Annotated in this window: 14 protein-coding genes; 2 read left to right on the top strand and 12 right to left on the bottom strand. The window is 75.9% G+C overall.

What is annotated here, in order from left to right:
- The first annotated feature begins 145 nt into the window (after window positions 1–145).
- Complete coding sequence (locus ACIQPQ_RS08635; protein WP_401301385.1) at window positions 146–1,534, top strand: hypothetical protein; 1,389 nt, start codon at window positions 146–148, stop codon at window positions 1,532–1,534.
- Between the two features lie 139 nt (window positions 1,535–1,673).
- Here the strand turns inward: ACIQPQ_RS08635 and ACIQPQ_RS08640 are convergent, their stop codons facing one another.
- The 12 genes from ACIQPQ_RS08640 to ACIQPQ_RS08695 all read right to left on the bottom strand — a co-directional run bounded on the left by ACIQPQ_RS08640 (window position 1,674) and on the right by ACIQPQ_RS08695 (window position 13,981).
- Window positions 1,674–2,453 (bottom strand): S1 family peptidase, encoded by a 780-nt coding sequence (locus ACIQPQ_RS08640; RefSeq protein WP_401301387.1) that lies wholly within the window; start codon window positions 2,451–2,453, stop codon window positions 1,674–1,676.
- Between the two features lie 377 nt (window positions 2,454–2,830).
- Window positions 2,831–3,472 (bottom strand): hypothetical protein, encoded by a 642-nt coding sequence (locus ACIQPQ_RS08645; RefSeq protein WP_401301390.1) that lies wholly within the window; start codon window positions 3,470–3,472, stop codon window positions 2,831–2,833.
- A 273-nt stretch (window positions 3,473–3,745) separates the two neighbouring features.
- Window positions 3,746–4,360, bottom strand: coding sequence for a YceI family protein (locus tag ACIQPQ_RS08650; RefSeq protein WP_401301393.1), 615 nt, complete (start codon window positions 4,358–4,360; stop codon window positions 3,746–3,748).
- 289 nt (window positions 4,361–4,649) lie between these two features.
- Entirely contained in the window at window positions 4,650–5,894 is a 1,245-nt protein-coding gene (locus tag ACIQPQ_RS08655) for a DUF3500 domain-containing protein (protein ID WP_401301396.1), read from the bottom strand.
- A gap of 7 nt (window positions 5,895–5,901) precedes the next feature.
- On the bottom strand, window positions 5,902–6,399 hold the full coding sequence (locus ACIQPQ_RS08660) for a nuclear transport factor 2 family protein (RefSeq protein ID WP_401301399.1): 498 nt from the start codon (window positions 6,397–6,399) through the stop codon (window positions 5,902–5,904).
- Window positions 6,396–7,160 (bottom strand): HpcH/HpaI aldolase/citrate lyase family protein, encoded by a 765-nt coding sequence (locus tag ACIQPQ_RS08665; RefSeq protein ID WP_401301401.1) that lies wholly within the window; start codon window positions 7,158–7,160, stop codon window positions 6,396–6,398. The genes ACIQPQ_RS08660 and ACIQPQ_RS08665 overlap by 4 nt, the downstream gene beginning before the upstream one ends.
- Window positions 7,157–8,077 (bottom strand): hypothetical protein, encoded by a 921-nt coding sequence (locus ACIQPQ_RS08670; RefSeq protein ID WP_401301404.1) that lies wholly within the window; start codon window positions 8,075–8,077, stop codon window positions 7,157–7,159. The genes ACIQPQ_RS08665 and ACIQPQ_RS08670 overlap by 4 nt, the downstream gene beginning before the upstream one ends.
- A gap of 91 nt (window positions 8,078–8,168) precedes the next feature.
- Window positions 8,169–9,434, bottom strand: coding sequence for an acyl-CoA dehydrogenase family protein (locus tag ACIQPQ_RS08675; protein ID WP_401301407.1), 1,266 nt, complete (start codon window positions 9,432–9,434; stop codon window positions 8,169–8,171).
- A 69-nt stretch (window positions 9,435–9,503) separates the two neighbouring features.
- Window positions 9,504–9,998, bottom strand: a complete 495-nt coding sequence (locus ACIQPQ_RS08680) for a flavin reductase family protein (RefSeq protein WP_401301409.1) — start codon at window positions 9,996–9,998, stop codon at window positions 9,504–9,506.
- 587 nt (window positions 9,999–10,585) lie between these two features.
- Window positions 10,586–12,013 carry a PucR family transcriptional regulator gene (locus tag ACIQPQ_RS08685; RefSeq protein ID WP_401301412.1) on the bottom strand — a complete coding sequence of 476 codons (1,428 nt, stop codon included), beginning with the start codon at window positions 12,011–12,013 and terminating at the stop codon, window positions 10,586–10,588.
- Window positions 12,014–12,164: 151 nt separating this feature from the next.
- On the bottom strand, window positions 12,165–13,100 hold the full coding sequence (locus tag ACIQPQ_RS08690; RefSeq protein WP_401301589.1) for an NADP-dependent oxidoreductase: 936 nt from the start codon (window positions 13,098–13,100) through the stop codon (window positions 12,165–12,167).
- A 134-nt stretch (window positions 13,101–13,234) separates the two neighbouring features.
- Window positions 13,235–13,981, bottom strand: a complete 747-nt coding sequence (locus ACIQPQ_RS08695) for a dioxygenase (RefSeq protein ID WP_401301592.1) — start codon at window positions 13,979–13,981, stop codon at window positions 13,235–13,237.
- A 329-nt stretch (window positions 13,982–14,310) separates the two neighbouring features.
- Here ACIQPQ_RS08695 and ACIQPQ_RS08700 point away from each other — a divergent pair, with 329 nt between their 5' ends.
- Window positions 14,311–14,784 (top strand): MarR family winged helix-turn-helix transcriptional regulator, encoded by a 474-nt coding sequence (locus ACIQPQ_RS08700; RefSeq protein WP_401301415.1) that lies wholly within the window; start codon window positions 14,311–14,313, stop codon window positions 14,782–14,784.
- The last annotated feature ends 65 nt before the right edge of the window (window positions 14,785–14,849 follow it).

The following is a 14,849-nucleotide window of genomic DNA, read 5'->3' on the forward strand; positions in this document are numbered from 1 at the left end:
GGCCCTCCACCGCCGCTCAGCCCGGCCGGCCCCACCCGCCCGTCGCCCTGGACCCGCATCGGGGCGACGGGCGGCACGGCGTTCCCGGCCGCCCGCGCACCGGCCACGTGCCCCGTTTCCTACCCTTTCGGGGTAGCTTCGAGGTATGACGGTCGCCCGTACGACCCGTGTCCCCGCCCTCGTGGCGCTGCTCGCCGCCGGGGTGCTCGCCGTGCTGGCGCCGGTTCTGGCCGGGGGTGCGGGCGGCAGTGCCTCCGCCTCCGCCGCGCCGCGGGCTGCCGAGACCAGTGTGTCCGCCATCGCCGCGAGCCTGCGGGAGAGTCCGGTCTACGTCGATCCCGCCGCCTCCGGGCAGCTGTCGCAGGCCGACGCGCACGCGCTCCAGAAGCGGATCGAGGGGGCCGACAAGCCGGTGTTCGTCGCGGTGCTGCCCGCCGGGTATCCGACCGAGAACCTCTTCACGGACCTGCGGACCGCCACCGGCGTCACCGGGCTGTACGCCATCCGGCTCGGCGACCGGTTCGACGCCCGCGCCGACGCCTCGGTCCTGCCTGCCGCGGCCGTGCGCAACCTCGTCGGGAGTGTGCGGGGGGAGACCGACGCCAAGGCGCAGCTCGACGACTTCACCGACCGCGCCGTCGCCAACATGGGCGGCTCCGCCCCCGCGAGCTGGGGCGCGGCGGACACCGGCGGCGGGGTCTCCACCGGCGCCCTGGTCACCGCGGGCGTCGTCCTCGTCGCGGGCGGCGCGGGCGCGTACACCCTGGTCCGCCGCAACCGCCGCCGTCGCGAGGCCGAGCAGCGGGCCGCCCTGGACCGGCTGCGGGTCGTCGTCGACGAGGACATCACCGCGTACGGCGAGGAACTCGACCGGCTCGACTTCCACCCCGGCGAACCGGGCGCCGACGACGCGATGCGCGACGACTACGCGCACGCCCTCGACGCCTACGAGACCGCGAAGTCGCAGATGGCCGCCGCCACCCGGCCCGAGGACGTGCGCGGTGTCACCGAGGCGCTGGAGGACGGCCGGTTCGCGCTGGTCCGCCTCGCCGCCCGCCGCCACGGCGAACCGCTGCCCGAGCGCCGCCCGCCCTGCTTCTTCGACCCCCGGCACGGCCCGTCCGTCGCCGACGCGTCCTGGACCCCGCCCGGCGGCGCCCCGCGCGAGGTGCCGGTCTGCGCCGCCGACCAGACCCGCCTCGCCGACGGCCGCGACCCGGTGATCCGCGAGGTCGACACCGACCAGGGCCGCCGCCCCTACTGGGAGGCGGGCCCGGCCTACGGCCCCTGGGCGGGCGGCTACTTCGGCGGCGGCCTGCTCCCCGGCCTCCTCGTCGGCACCATGCTCGGCGGCCTGATGGCGGGCCCGTCCTACGCCTCCGACTACGGCGGCGGCTACGGCGACTTCGGCGGCGGCTACGAGGGCGGCGACGTCTCCGGCGCCGACTTCGACCCCGGCAGCTTCGGCGACTTCGGCGGAGGCGGCGGTGACTTCGGGGGTGGCGGGGGCGGCGACTTCGGCGGCGGGTTCTGACCCGGCCGGGGACGACCCGAGGACCGTACGGGCACGGGCACGAGTACGGGTACGCACACGGGCACGGGCCCGGCGCGGAAGCCGCCGGGCCCGTGAGTGTGCGGGTACGGGTGCGCGTCCGCGGGGGACGCGCGGTGGGTCAGAGTCCGGCCGCCGCCGAGGCGATGGCGGAGGCGAACGTGGAGACCTCGGTGTACACGCCGGGCGCGTTCGGCCGGGCGCAGCCGATGCCCCAGCTCACGATGCCGACCTGTATCCACGCGTTCGAGGCGTCGCGGCGGAACATCGGGCCGCCGGAGTCGCCCTGGCAGGTGTCGACCCCGCCCTGCGGCAGACCGGCGCAGATCTCCTCGGAGGCGACCAGCCCGCTGTAACCGCTGTACGAGCGACAGGTGGCGTCGCTGACGAACGGCACGCTGGCCTTGAGCAGGTACCGCTGCTGGGCGCCGCCCTCGCGGGCCGCCCCCCATCCGGCGACGGTGAAGGTGCCGGTGTTGTACTGCGTGGTCGTCGCGATCTTCAGCGTCGGCAGGTTGATCGGCTGGGCGAGCTTGATCAGCGCCCAGTCCTTGCCGGTGCCGTTGTAGCCGGGGGCCACGTACACGTACGTGGAGCGGACCTGGACGCGGCCGCTGGTGGACTGGAGGTCCGTGACCCCGGCCGTGGCGGTGATGCTGGTGTTCGGGCCGGTCCGGGAGACGCAGTGGGCGGCGGTGAGGACGATCTGCTGGGTGTAGAGCGCGCCGCCGCAGCCCATCGAGAGCCGGACCATGAACGGGAACTCGCCCTGCGCGGCCTGGGAGCCGCCGACGACCGGGGAGGGGGCGGCCTGCGCGGCCGAGACCGGCTGGAGGCTGGCGATCGCCAGCGCGGTGGCGCCGACGGCGGCGAGTCTCTTGAGCGCGGTGAGGAGTCTCATCTGCGTGATGCCTTCCGTGGGGGGTGACACCAGGTGGGGAACCTGGCGGGAAGAAACACGAAGTTGACGTGCGCATGACAGCAGAGCAACAAGGGGATGCCAACAAATGATTGCCCATGTGCTGGCATGAGCAGGTCAAATCTGTTGCTGGATTATGAGGACGCCGCAAGCTTTCGCACAAGGGAGGAATCCGGCCACGGGGGACGAGATCCGGACGTGATCCGGCCGGTTCGGCGGAGGTGCGGGAACGGGGGCGGTGAGGGTGTGCCGGCCGGGGCGGCGGGGTGTGCGGGCTGGGCTGGCGGGCCGTACGGGCCGGGCCGGTGCGCCCCCGCCGACCCGCCCGCGCGGCCCGCCTCACCGCGTCCCACCGCGCCTCACCCCTCCTCGGCCGCCTCCCGCGCCATCCGGATCAGCGTCTCGAAGTCGATCGCGCCGGGGTCCCCGTGGTCGTTCTCCGGCACGTGCATGTGCCCGCAGACGCCCCGGAACCCGTTCCAGCGGGCCCCGCTCATCCGCTGCCCGCCCGCGTTCCCCGCCGACCTCGGATACGCGGGCCACAGCGCCGGACCGCGCAGCGGCACCCCGTGGCGCTCGTGGGCCCAGGCCAGGAAGCGGGCCACCCCGAGCAGCGCCCACTCGGGAGCCTTCGGCCAGTACACGTGCGCCTTCCCGGCGTTGGTCCACTTGGTGTGCGTCTCCGGGTCGCAGGTCCCGGCCAGCTCCACCTGGCAGACGTTGAGGGTGTTGGTCTCCACCCCGCCCGGCCGGTTGCGCAGGGCGCGCGAGGAGATGTCGATGTCGAAGTGCTGGTACCAGGTCAGTTTGCGCGCGCCGAGGTCCGGCACCGCCGTCAGGTTCGGCGCGGTCGCCCCGCCCTGGTAGCCGGGGAGCGACCGGCCCTCCGTGGTGTGCAGGACCACCACGTTGACCTCCATCCGGTCGCCGCCGAAGTCGTCCTGGTACCACGCGTCGCGGTGCGCGCCCGGATAGTGCTGCGGGCCGGTCCTGGGGCTCATGGCGCCTCCTCGCTCGGGGGTTCCCGGGCCGCGTCCTCGGCCGGGGCACCCTGCTGAACGACCGGCACCGCGCCCCGTCGCGCGCCGAGGGGGGCGCGCGTCCGCGTCCGGAAGCGCGCCGGGCGGGGAGGCGTGCGCGCTCGCGCCGGGCGGCCGTACGCGCCGGGGCGACGCGCCGGAGCCCGGGAACGCCGAGCGCCCGCCCTCCGTACGGGGAGGACGGGCGCGCTCGGGAGCCGTCGGCGGGACGTCACGCGGACCCGCCCGCCGGGGTCAGGCCTGCTTGATCGCCGAGATGTCGAAGGCCAGCTTGATCTTGTCGGAGACCAGGACGCCACCGGTCTCCAGCGCCGCGTTCCAGGTCAGGCCCCACGCGGAACGCTCGATCTGGGCCTTGCCCTCGAAGCCGACGCGCTCGTTGCCGAACGGGTCCTTCGCGGCGCCGTTGAACTCCAGGTCGATGGTGAGCGGCTTGGTGACACCGAGGATGGTCAGGTCGCCGGTGATGCGGTAGTCGTCGCCGCCCAGGGCCTCGGCGGAGGTGGAGCGGAAGGTCATCTTCGGGAACTCGTCCGTCTTGAAGAAGTCCGCGCTCTTGAGGTGGCCGTCGCGGTCGGGCGAGCCGGTGTCGATGCTGTCCATCGTGACGTCCAGGGACGCGGTCGACTTCGACGGGTCGGCGCCGTCCAGGTGCAGCGTGCCGCTGAAGTCGGTGAAGGAGCCCTTGACGTTGGTGACCATGGCGTGGCGGGCGACGAAGCCGATCGTCGTGTGCGCCGGGTCGAGGGTGTACTCACCGGTGAGGGCGGCCAGGTCGGCGCTGACGGCCCCGGCGCCGGTCGCGGTCTCGGTGGACTCGCTGCTGTTCTTGCGGCCGAAGATGCCCATGACGTGTGCTCCTTGGGGACGGATCGAGGCGAGTGGGGGAGGTGCCGCGCGGTGGTGCGGTGCGGCGGTTCTCGCGGTGGTGCGGTGCGCGGCGGTCGTTGATGTTGAATGTTCAACGAGGCCAACACGGGAGACCGTAGACCTATTCCGTTCAAGTTTCAACTTCATCGACGGGTGTGTTCACGACGCTACTCGCGGTCACCCGCCTCCGCCTGTCCGACCGGCCGGACCCCGCGCCCGGCCCCGCGCCCGGCTCCGCGTCGGACCCCGCGCCCGGCCGGACGCCGGGCTACGGGCCGACCGGCGCCGGGCCGGCGTGGTGGCGCCGGTAGTGCTGGGCGAGGAGGTCGCGGCCGTAGTCGTTGCCGTTGGGTGCCCGGACGATGGTGTGCACGTGGTAGCGGGCGGGCTCCGGGTTGGCGAGGAAGACGCCGGGATGGTTGTCGTACTCCACCAGCAGGACGGGGGAGTGGATGCGGTAGTAGAAGGCGCACACGTCGTCGTGGCCGCCGCGCCAGGCGAACCGGGTCTCGCCCAGGTGCTCGCGGAAGAGCGCCAGGGCCCGTTCGGCCTGCGGTGCCGGGAGCCGGTCGAGATAGACCCGGACCAGTTCGAGCAGACCGTCCCGCTCGTCGGCCGACAGGCTCGCCGCGACGACGCCCTCGGGCGGCAGGACCAGGTTGTCGGCGCCCGCCCCGGCGAGGTGCCGCCCGTTCCACGGGCCCGCCAGCTCGGGCGGGAGGTCGGCCGCCCGCAGCGACGGCCCCATCAGGAACTCGTCCGCCCGGCCGGGGTCCAGGGCACGCCGGAACCGCAGCGCCACCTCCGTCTCGTCGCGCAGCGCGTGCACGCCCTCGTACCGTCCCGACCCCGTGGTCGGCTCGGCCCCGAGGAACACCGGGGCGAGGACGGTCTGGCCGCCGACGAACACGCAGTGCAGGTCGACGTGGTGCCCCATCAGCTGCCAGCCCCACGGGGTGTCCGCCGACGGCGTCCCGAACACGGTGAACCAGTACGCGAACTCCGTCAGCGTGTCCCGGTAGTCGTCGATCAGCTCGCCTAGGTTCTGGTTGAGCGCCATCGCCGCCCGTACGGAGGCGTAACCGGACGGGCTGAGGCTCGCCGCGACCACGGCCAGCGCCCGCTCGCGGTCCCGGTCGCCGAGCCGGTCCAGGCGCATGCCCTTGGGATGCCAGGTCGGGACCGCGTTGGTCCACAGCCGCCACTCCGGGGCGTCCATCGGCAGCGCGCCCACCACCCGCTGGTACGGAGCCAGCCCGTCCAGGTAGGCGCGGGCGGCCGTCACGGCGGAGCGCGGGGAGGTGCCCGAGCCGTCGAGCCGGTACAGCCCCGGGCGCGGGGTGCCGTCCTCGGTGACGCCGACGAACGGCTCCAGATGGCGGCGCAGCCCGGCGGTCAGCTCGTACGCCGCCTCCGGGGGCAGCAGGTCGTCGTAGAGGTGGGAGTCGACGATCGGCAGATCGCCGCGCGCGGTCGGCAGGGGGTACGCGTCCCCCGGTCGCTGCTCGGACATCGGTCACCTACTCCGTGGGTACGGCGAGCACGTCGCCGGGGGCGAGGAAACGGTTCTCGATCCGCCGGGAGGCGATCAGCCAGCGGCGGGAGGCCTCGTCCGGTCCCCCGACCCGGACGAAGCGGTCGTACACGTCCGCGACCAGCACCGGAACGGCCGTCGGGACCGGCGGCACACCGTCGCGTGCGTGCAGCACCAGGACGGACACCGCCTCGACGGCGTCGGGCCCGTGCCGCAGGACGTGGAGGTTCGAGGCGAGGTGGCGGGAGACGCGCGGGCCCCGCGCGGCACGGTCGGCGTAGACGCCGTCGATGGCGGCCGTGCCCCGGAACGTCCGCCGGGAGAAGGTCAGTTCGGCGTCGGGCGTGAAGAACCCCGAGGCCGCCGAGCCGTCGCCGTGGTCGATCTCGAACCACAGCGCGACCACCAGCGCCTCCAGCCGGGCCCGCAGCAGAACGTGCCCGTCGGCCCCGTCCGACCGCGCGGTCCGCGCGCCGGCGCTCATCGCGCGCCCGCCTCTGACGTGGCGTGTACGGCGTCGACCAGGGCCCGGCCGCCCTGCCGCAGCAGGGTGCTGTCGGCGCCCAGGACGAGGAAGCCGTAGCCCCGCCGGTCGAGCAGCTCCCGCGCCTCGGCCGGGGTGGCGGCGGTGGTGCCCAGCGGGACGCCCCGGTCGGCGCAGCGCCGTTCGGCGGCCGTGACGAGGTCCGCCGTCCGGCCCTCCCGGCCGGTGGACCGGGCGGACACCGCGAGGTCCGTCGGGCCGACGAAGACCGCGTCGACGCCGGGCACCGTACCGATCTCGGTGATCGCCGCGAGCGCGCCGACGCTCTCGGCCTGGACGACGAGCCGGACCTCCTCGTCACCGGACCGCAGATAGGCGGCCAGGCCGTCCAGCCCCCAGCGGCCCGCCCGCCCCGAAGGGGACGCCCCGCGCCGGCCCAGCGGCGGGAACCGGGTCGCGTCGACGGCGTCCCGTGCCGCCCCGGCGTCCTCGACCCGCGGGACGAACAGCCCGGCCGCGCCCGCGTCGAGCGGCACCTGCACATCGCGCGGCGCCGTGCCCGCCACCCGCACGAAGGGCGCCACCCCGCAGCCGCGCGCCAGCCCGATCATCGTCGCCATCGTCCGGACGTCGATCGCGGCGTGCTCGGCGTCGATCACGACGAAGTCGAACCCGGCGAGCGCCAGCAGCTCCACGCTCTCCGGCACCGGCAGCTTCACCCACGCGCCGAGCCGGGGAAGGGGAGCGGCGGCGGCCGTCATGCCCGGACCTCCGCGCGGCCGTCGTGGCCGCGGTCGGGGGAGGCGGCGTGGTCGTCGTAGTCGGCGGCGTTGAGGACCCAGCCCGCGGCGAGGAAGTCCGCGCGCGGCGGGGCGAAGACGTCGATCAGGGTGTGCGGGCCCGCACCGACCGCCCGCGTCGTGTGCACGACCGTCGGCGGGATCAGCGTCATCGAGGGACTCCCGACCCGGACGTGCTCGTCGTCGCGCCACTCGCTCATCCGGGGCGTCCACGGGACCCGGAGATGGTGGACGTGGTCCCCGGCGAGCGTCACCGACATCTGCTCGAAGTCGGCGTGCGCGTGCGGCGACAGCGCCTCGGGGTCACGCGGGCCCTCCCGCACCGGGAACCAGTTGACCATCAGCGAACCCGTCCGGAAGATCCGGCCGAGCCGCCCCTCCTCTTCGGGCACGTCCGTGAGCCGGTGCACCCGCACCCGGCCGACCCCGCTCTCCGTCCCGGCGCGCCCGGCGGCGGCCGGTCCCGGCAGCGGTGCCGTGCGCGGGTCGGCCGGACGGTCCCGGTTGACGGCCCGGCCCGTCTGCTCCGGGCAGCGCGCGCTGAACACCCGGACGACGGTGGCCGCCGCCGTCGCCCGCACCACACTGGTCCCGGCGGGCACGACGACCAGCGCGGGCCCGGCCACGGTCGTGTACGCCCGCCCGCCGTGGGCCACGTCCACCACCGCCTCCTCCGGCACGAGCAGGACGTACTCGTCGGGCACGTCCCGCTCGGCGAGCCGGTCGCCCACCGCGAGCCGGGTGATCGCCACCGCGAAGTTCCGGCCGCGCAGCGACCAGGTCCGGCTGCCCCCGGCGGACACCAGATCCGGCTCCCGCTCCGGGACCTCGTGCACGGCGGACGCTCCCGCGAGCGCGCCGACGCTGGACACCGACATACGACTCCTCCTCCTTCTTCTTCTTGTTCTTCTTCTCGCTGTTCCTGCGTGGGCCGGGCTCCCGCCAGACCCGCCCTGCCGTCGCGCGCGCCTACACCAGCGCGGACACCGTGCCGCGGATGCCGAACAGCGAGGTGCCGTAGATCTGCGCGGCCACGCCCGCGTCGAGGACCGCGTGGCGGCTGCCCGTCTCGATGTCCCGCCAGACGCGCTGCAAGGGGTTCGACTCGCCGAAGCTCGACGCGCCCTGCGCCGAGCACACGATCCGCACCGCCTCCCGCGCGTGCACCGCCGCCACCGCCGTGTCCATCCGGATGCGCGCCCGCGCGTCGTACGACGGGAACACCCCGGTCCGCGCCGCCCCGTCGATGTCGGCGGCCGCGCGGTGGGCGTGCAGATGGGCGGAGTCGGCGACGGACGCGGCCTGCGCGGCGGCGAGCTGGATCGTCGGCGCCTCGGCCTGGGAGCGGTAGCCCGTCAGGGTCAGCCCGCGCCCGGGGGCCCGCTCCAGCAGCAGGTCCACGGCGGCGGTGGCGAGCCCGAGCTGCGTCCCCGTCAGCACCAGCGCGGCGACCGGCACGAACGGCGCCCGGTAGAGCGCCTCGTCGGTGAACGGCGTCGCGACCCGGCCCTCGACGGCCTCGGGCACCGACAGGAACCGGTGCGCGGGGACGAACAGGTCCTCGCCGATCAGGGTGTGCGAGGCGGTCCCGCGCATCCCGGCCACGAACCAGGTGTCCTCGACGGTCAGTTCGGCCATCGGCGCCAGCACGATGCCGACCCCGTCCGGGGTGCCCTCGGCGTCCGGCCGGGTCACCCCGAGGACCGCCCAGTCGGCGTGCGCGCACCCGGAGGCGGGGGCCCAGCGCCCGCTCACCCGGTAGCCGCCCTCGACCGCGCGCGCCGTGCCCGACGGGGTGACGACCCCGGCCACCCGGGCGTCGGGGGCGGCACCCCACACGTCGTCCTGGGCGCGGGCGGGGAAGAGGCCGACGAACCACGCGTTGGCGTTGAGGAGCGAGACCACCCAGCCGGTGGAGCCGCAGGCCCGGCCGATCTCGCGGCCGACGTCCAGCACCGTGCGGAAGTCGGTCTGGAGGCCGCCGTGCCGGGCGGGCCGGGTCAGCGCCAGCAGACCGGCCCCGGCCAGGGCGGCGACGTTCTCGGCGGGCACCCCGCGCTCCCGGTCGGTGCGGTCGGCGTTCCCCGCGATCAGGGGGCGCAACGCGGCGGCCCGCTCGACGAGTTCGGCCCGCAGGGCGCGGGCGGCGTCGGGGGAGCGGAGGGTCCGGGGGGCGGGTGCGGGGGCGGGCGCCGTGGTGGTGGTGCCGGTCGCGCCGTTGGTGAGGAGGCTCATCGTCGTTCCGTCCGGTCGGGGTGGGGGGTCGGGTGGGTGCCGTGGGCGGTGCCCGCGCGGGGGCGGGGCTCAGCTCGCGACGGCGAGCGCGGAGTGCGTGCCGAATGTGCGGTGCGCGTAGACCAGCGGGGCGGCGGGCGTCGGCTCGGCCTCCTCGACGGAGACGACGAGCAGGACGTGGTCGCCGCCGTCGACATGGCGTTCCACGCGCCCCGCCGTCCACCCCGCCGACTCGGGCAGGTGCGGCAGCCCGGCGCGGACGGTCCACCCGACGCCGTCGAACTTCGACCCCGGGCCCTGCCGGCGGCGGGCGAACACCGAGGCCAGCTCCCGCTGGTGGGCGCCGAGGATGTTGATCCCCACCCGGCCGCCCGGCGGGAGGTGGGGCAGCAGCCCCGAGGCCCGGTCCAGGGCGAAACTCACGAGCGGGGGGTCCAGGGAGAGCGAGGCGAAGCTGGACACGGTGCTGCCGTGCGGGTGCCCGTCGTCGCTCGTCGCCGTCACCACCGTGACCGGGGCGCACACCCCGCTCATCAGTTCGACGAAGGTCGCTCGGTCGATCATGGGTAGCCTCCCGTGGGCTCGGACTGCGGGGGTGGAGGCCGGACACCCGTGCGTACGGTGGCTCGTCCGGCGTGACTCCAGTCAACTTCCGCCACCCGAAGCCCGCTTGGTCCCCGAGCCGAGAGTCCCGGGCCTGGGTTGGTCTGCGGCACTCATCGGGGGGTGGGGGCGTGAGGGCGTGAGGGGGCTGTGGGGCTCGGCGGTCGGGGTGCCCTGCTTACGGGGGGCGTCGCGCACCGGTCGGTGGGCGCTGCTCACGGCAGGTCCGTCAGGGGCGCCCGGTTCGTCCGCCGCGCTCGCCGGGCGGGGTGCCCTGCGCACGGGTGGTCCGACCCGCTCGCCGGTGGGTCGGCGGGGATCGCCGACCCGTGCGCCTCGCGCAGGGGTGGTGCGGCACGATCGCCGGTGGGCCCGTCGCGCTCGCCGGTCGGCGTGCCCTGCTCACGGGCCGTGCATCGTGGCGGCCGGTTCGTCCGGCGCGTTCGCTGGTCGGTGCGCCGGTCCCGTCGGTCCGTGCGGGCCTGCTCGCGGTCGGTGTGTCACGTCGGCCGGAGGGTTCGCGGGGCTCGCCGCTCCGCGCCGTCTGCTCAGGGCCGGTCCGGCAAGCCGGCCGGTTCGTCCGCCGCGCTCGCCGGTCGGTGCGTCGCGCTCGCCGGTCGGTCCGGCCCGCTCGCCGTGGCGGAATCCGGCGGCAGCAGGACCGCGTCTCCCAGTTCCTCGGCGAGGGCCAGGGCGGTGTGCAGGGCGAGGCGGCGCCCGTCGTCCAGGCCGTGCCCCAGCAACTCCTGGGCCCGCTTCACCCGGTACGTCACCGTCCCCCGGGCCACGTGCAGGCGCCGGGCGACCACCAACAGGCTGCGCTCGGCGTCGAGGTAGTGGAGGAGGGTGCCGCGCAGGGCCTCCGTCGCCGCGCCCGGGGCGGCGAGCCCGCCCAGCTCCCGGCGCACGAAGTCCCCGGCCGCCGTGAGGTCGGTCGCGGCCAGCGCCACGGCCGCGATGTCGGCGTACGCGGTGACGGGCCGCGCGTCCCGTCCGGCGGCCCGGCGCAGCCGCTCGACCTCCGCCGCGCGCCGGGCCTCCCGGTGCGAGCGGCGGAAGCCCGCGACACCGGCGCCCGGCGTCCCCAACGCGACCTGCGCCCGCCGCGCCTGCGCCACGGCACCGGCCCCCACGGTGCCGCCCGGCCCGTCCCTCCCGGCCACCGTGCCCCACGCCCACACCGTCCCCGACGTGACCGGCACCGTCAGGGTCGCCGTGGCGCCCCGCGCCCGCAGCGCCGCGACGGCCGCCGCCTGGAGCGCGGGGCCGCCGTCCGGCGTGTCCGACCACACCACCGCCGCCACCTGCGTCCGCCGCAGGTCGAGGCCGAGGAGCCGGGACGCCGCGCCGACGTCCACCGCCGCCGGGTCGGCCAGCAGGGTCCGCACCAGGTCGGCGCGGGCCGCGGCGGCGCTGGTGCTCCACGCCTCGTGCTCCGCGAGATACGCCCGGATCATGGCGTCCGAGAGGTCGTCCACGTAGGCGAACAGATCGCGGGAGACCGCCGTGACCTCCTCGGCCGCCCGTGCCGGGCCGACCAGGTCGGCGCAGGCCCGCTGGAACGCCTCGGCGGTCGCCGCGTGCCCCGCCCGCACCCCCCGCAGCACCTCCTCCAGCGGCACGGCGCGGTGCACGAACTCGCGGATGCCCTCCAGGGTCGCCTCGCCGAGGGGCGGTGCGGCGGCCGGGCCGTCCAGCAGGGTGACGAGGGCCCGCAGGGTGGTCGCCTCGTTGCCCCGGCGCAGCATCTCGACGGCGGCCGGGCCGCCCCCGAGGGCAGGCACCTCGTCGACGATCCGCCGGACGACCGCGTCCCCCTGCTCGATCGCCCACCGCACGGGCGCCGCACCGGCCCGCGCGACGGCCTCCTCGACCACCGCGCGCGGACCCGCGGCCCGGTCCAGGCCGACCTCGCCCCGCGGAGCCAGCCGCAGCACCCACTCCCGCCGCGCCGCCCGCCGCCCGGTCTGGTCCACGACGCACCTCCTCGGGTCTGATGCCGATACCGATGCCGATGCCGCTTTGGGGGCCGCTCCCGGTCCGGAGTCCGGGGTCCGGAGACCGGACCGGGGCCCGGGGGTCCGGGGCCTTGGTCCGTCCCCGTCCCCGCCCCCGCCCCCGTCCGGCTCAGGGGGCCAGGACGACCGTCTTGCCGGACAGCCGGCCGGCCCCGGCGTCGGCGTGCACGTCCGCCAGCTCGGCCAGCGAACGACGGTCGGCGACGTGCAGCCGCAGCGCCCCGGCGTCCACCTTGGCGACCAGCTCGGCCAGTTGGGCCCCGTCGCTGCGCACCCAGAGGTTCGCGCTGCGCACCCCCCGCTCGGGGGCCTCGGGGACCGGTCCGGCCGAGCTGGCGGCGACCCCGCCGTCGGCGACGTACGCCGTCAGCCGGGCGAGGTCCTCCGGGGCGACCCGCACATGGTTGACGACGGCGTCGAACGGGCCGCCCACGGCGGCCGGGCCCGCGGCGAGGTCCAGCGGGCCCACGACCCGCTCGGCGCCGTAGCCGCGCAGCCGCTCGGCGTGCGGCGGGGCGTCCACGGCCGTGACGCGGGCCCCGGCGTCCACGGCGAGCTGCACGACGAGGCTGCCCACCGCGCCGCCCGCGCCGTTGACCAGCACGGTCTGCCCGGACTTCAGGCCCGCCAGCTCGAACACGGTCTGCCAGGCGGCCAGGCCGGTCAGCGGCAGCGCGGCGGCGTCGGCCAGCTCGGTGGTACGGGGCGCCGGGGCCAGCGATCCGGCCGGGACGACGGCGTACTCGGCGGCGCCGCCCGCCGAGTCCAGGGGCAGCATCGCCACCACCGGGGCGCCCACCTCGGGCCCGGTCACGCCCGCGCCGAGCGCGGCGACGGTGCCCGCCAGGTCGATGCCCGGCACGTAGGGGAGGGCGACCGGGATCATCTCGGCGAGGACGCCGGAGCGCAGGTGGTCGTCGACCGGGTTGAACGACGTCGCCGTCACCCGTACGAGGACCTCACCGGCGCCGGGCACCGGACGGTCGACGTCCTCGTAGCGCAGCACGTCGCTGCCGCCGAACGTGTGGAAACGCACTGCCTTCATCACTGTCATGACGGTGTCCTTCGGAATCGGTCCTGCACACGGTCCGCACCGCCGCACACCGCGACGGGCGGAAGAAAGGAAGAAAAAGGGGGGCGGAACAAAGGGGGGAAGGGAGGGGGAGCGCGTGCGGGGGCTCAGTTCAGCTGCACCGACCGCGTCGAGTTGCCGAGCACCGTCCGGTCGAGGGCGCTGACCGCGCTCGCCGGGTCGTCGGCGGCGCCGACGGCGAGCAGCAGCGGCACGAAGTGTTCGGCCGTCGGATGCGCGACGGCCGCGCCGGGCGCCCGGCGGTGGTCGCTGAGGGCGTCGACGTCGCCGCGGGCCAGCGCGTCCACCGCCCACGCGTCGAACTCCGCGGTGGCGGCGGCCAGCCGGGGCTGGTGGAACACGGCGAAGCTGTGGGTCATGAACCCGGAGCCGAGCACGAGGACGCCCTCGTCGCGCAGGGGCCGCAGCCGTCGGCCCAGGGCGAGCAGCGCGCCGGGGTCGAGGCCCGGCATCGACAGCTGGACGACCGGGACGTCGGCGGCGGGGTACATCGCCATCAGCGGGATGAAGGCACCGTGGTCCAGTCCGCGGTCGGTGTGCTCGTGCACCGGAGCCCCGCCGAGGAGTCCGGCGATCCGCCGCCCCAGGGCGGAGGCGTCCGGCGTCGCGTAGGGCAGCGTCTTGTAGCGGGGGTGGAAGCCGCTGAAGTCGTAGTGGAGCGGGGTCCCGGCGGCCGTCGAGGAGAGCGCGGCGGGGGCCGACTCCCAGTGGGCCGACACGACGACCACCGCGCGGGGCTTGGGCAGTGACCGGCCCCAGGCGTACAGGTCGTCGAGCCAGCGCGGGTCGTCGAGGGTGAACGGCGCGCCGTGGCTGACGAACAGGCTCGGCAGCGGGCCGTCCGACGGGGTCCACGCCCGCTGCTCGCGCGCCTCGGGCAGCACCCGGGCGAGGAGGGCGTCGTAGGCCGCGGCGGGTCCGGGCCGGGGTCCGGGCCGTGAGGTCACCGCGGTCGTCGCGGGTGCCGCGGGTGTCGAGGTCATCCGGATCAGCTCCTTTCACCTGCCCGGACCGCCCCATTGACTTGCCCAGGCAAGTGAAAAGCTACTCCCGATGACTTGCCCAGGCAAGTCATGGAGGGCACGTCCGCGACGGACGGGCTGCGCTACGGGACTTGTCCGGTCAAGTGATCCAGGGCCGCTGAGCACGTAGGATGACCGCCATGGACACCCCGTCACCCTGGCTCGACGCCGACCAGCAGGACCTGTGGCAGGCGCTGCTCACGGTCGTCATCGCCCTCCCGGCGGCCCTCGACCGCCAGCTCCAGCGGGACGCGGGCATCTCCAACTTCGAGTACGGCGTCCTCGCCCGGCTCTCCCTGTCGGAGGGGGACACCCTGCGCCTGAGCGACCTGGCCCGGCTCTGCGACAGCACCCAGCCCCGGCTGTCGAAACTGATGGACCGCTTCGAGGCCCGCGACTGGGTCACCCGGCGGCCCGACCCCGACGACGGCCGCTACACCCTCGCCACCCTCACCGACGCCGGGCGGCGCAAACTCGCCGAGAGCGCCCCCGAGCACGTCGCGCTGGTCCGGCGGCTGGTGTTCGACCCGCTCACCGCCGCGCAGCGCCGCCACCTGGAGACCGCCCTCACCCGCCTCGCCGCCACCGTCCGCGGGGAACTCGAAGGACGCTGAACGACGGCCCGGCGCGGCCCCGCGTCACTCCACTGGGCGGCGCCTGCCGGGCGACAATGTGAAGT

The sequence above is a fragment of the Streptomyces sp. NPDC091281 genome, from assembly GCF_044757425.1.
GTDB lineage: Bacteria > Actinomycetota > Actinomycetes > Streptomycetales > Streptomycetaceae > Streptomyces.

What these genes read in the sequence shown, in the direction of transcription:
- ACIQPQ_RS08635 (WP_401301385.1), top strand. Translation starts at nt 146, where the DNA reads ATGACGGTCGCCCGTACGACCCGTGTCCCCGCCCTCGTGGCGCTGCTC.
- ACIQPQ_RS08640 (WP_401301387.1), bottom strand. Translation starts at nt 2,453, where the DNA reads ATGAGACTCCTCACCGCGCTCAAGAGACTCGCCGCCGTCGGCGCCACC.
- ACIQPQ_RS08645 (WP_401301390.1), bottom strand. Translation starts at nt 3,472, where the DNA reads ATGAGCCCCAGGACCGGCCCGCAGCACTATCCGGGCGCGCACCGCGAC.
- ACIQPQ_RS08650 (WP_401301393.1), bottom strand. Translation starts at nt 4,360, where the DNA reads ATGGGCATCTTCGGCCGCAAGAACAGCAGCGAGTCCACCGAGACCGCG.
- ACIQPQ_RS08655 (WP_401301396.1), bottom strand. Translation starts at nt 5,894, where the DNA reads ATGTCCGAGCAGCGACCGGGGGACGCGTACCCCCTGCCGACCGCGCGC.
- ACIQPQ_RS08660 (WP_401301399.1), bottom strand. Translation starts at nt 6,399, where the DNA reads ATGAGCGCCGGCGCGCGGACCGCGCGGTCGGACGGGGCCGACGGGCAC.
- ACIQPQ_RS08665 (WP_401301401.1), bottom strand. Translation starts at nt 7,160, where the DNA reads ATGACGGCCGCCGCCGCTCCCCTTCCCCGGCTCGGCGCGTGGGTGAAG.
- ACIQPQ_RS08670 (WP_401301404.1), bottom strand. Translation starts at nt 8,077, where the DNA reads ATGTCGGTGTCCAGCGTCGGCGCGCTCGCGGGAGCGTCCGCCGTGCAC.
- ACIQPQ_RS08675 (WP_401301407.1), bottom strand. Translation starts at nt 9,434, where the DNA reads ATGAGCCTCCTCACCAACGGCGCGACCGGCACCACCACCACGGCGCCC.
- ACIQPQ_RS08680 (WP_401301409.1), bottom strand. Translation starts at nt 9,998, where the DNA reads ATGATCGACCGAGCGACCTTCGTCGAACTGATGAGCGGGGTGTGCGCC.
- ACIQPQ_RS08690 (WP_401301589.1), bottom strand. Translation starts at nt 13,100, where the DNA reads ATGAAGGCAGTGCGTTTCCACACGTTCGGCGGCAGCGACGTGCTGCGC.
- ACIQPQ_RS08700 (WP_401301415.1), top strand. Translation starts at nt 14,311, where the DNA reads ATGGACACCCCGTCACCCTGGCTCGACGCCGACCAGCAGGACCTGTGG.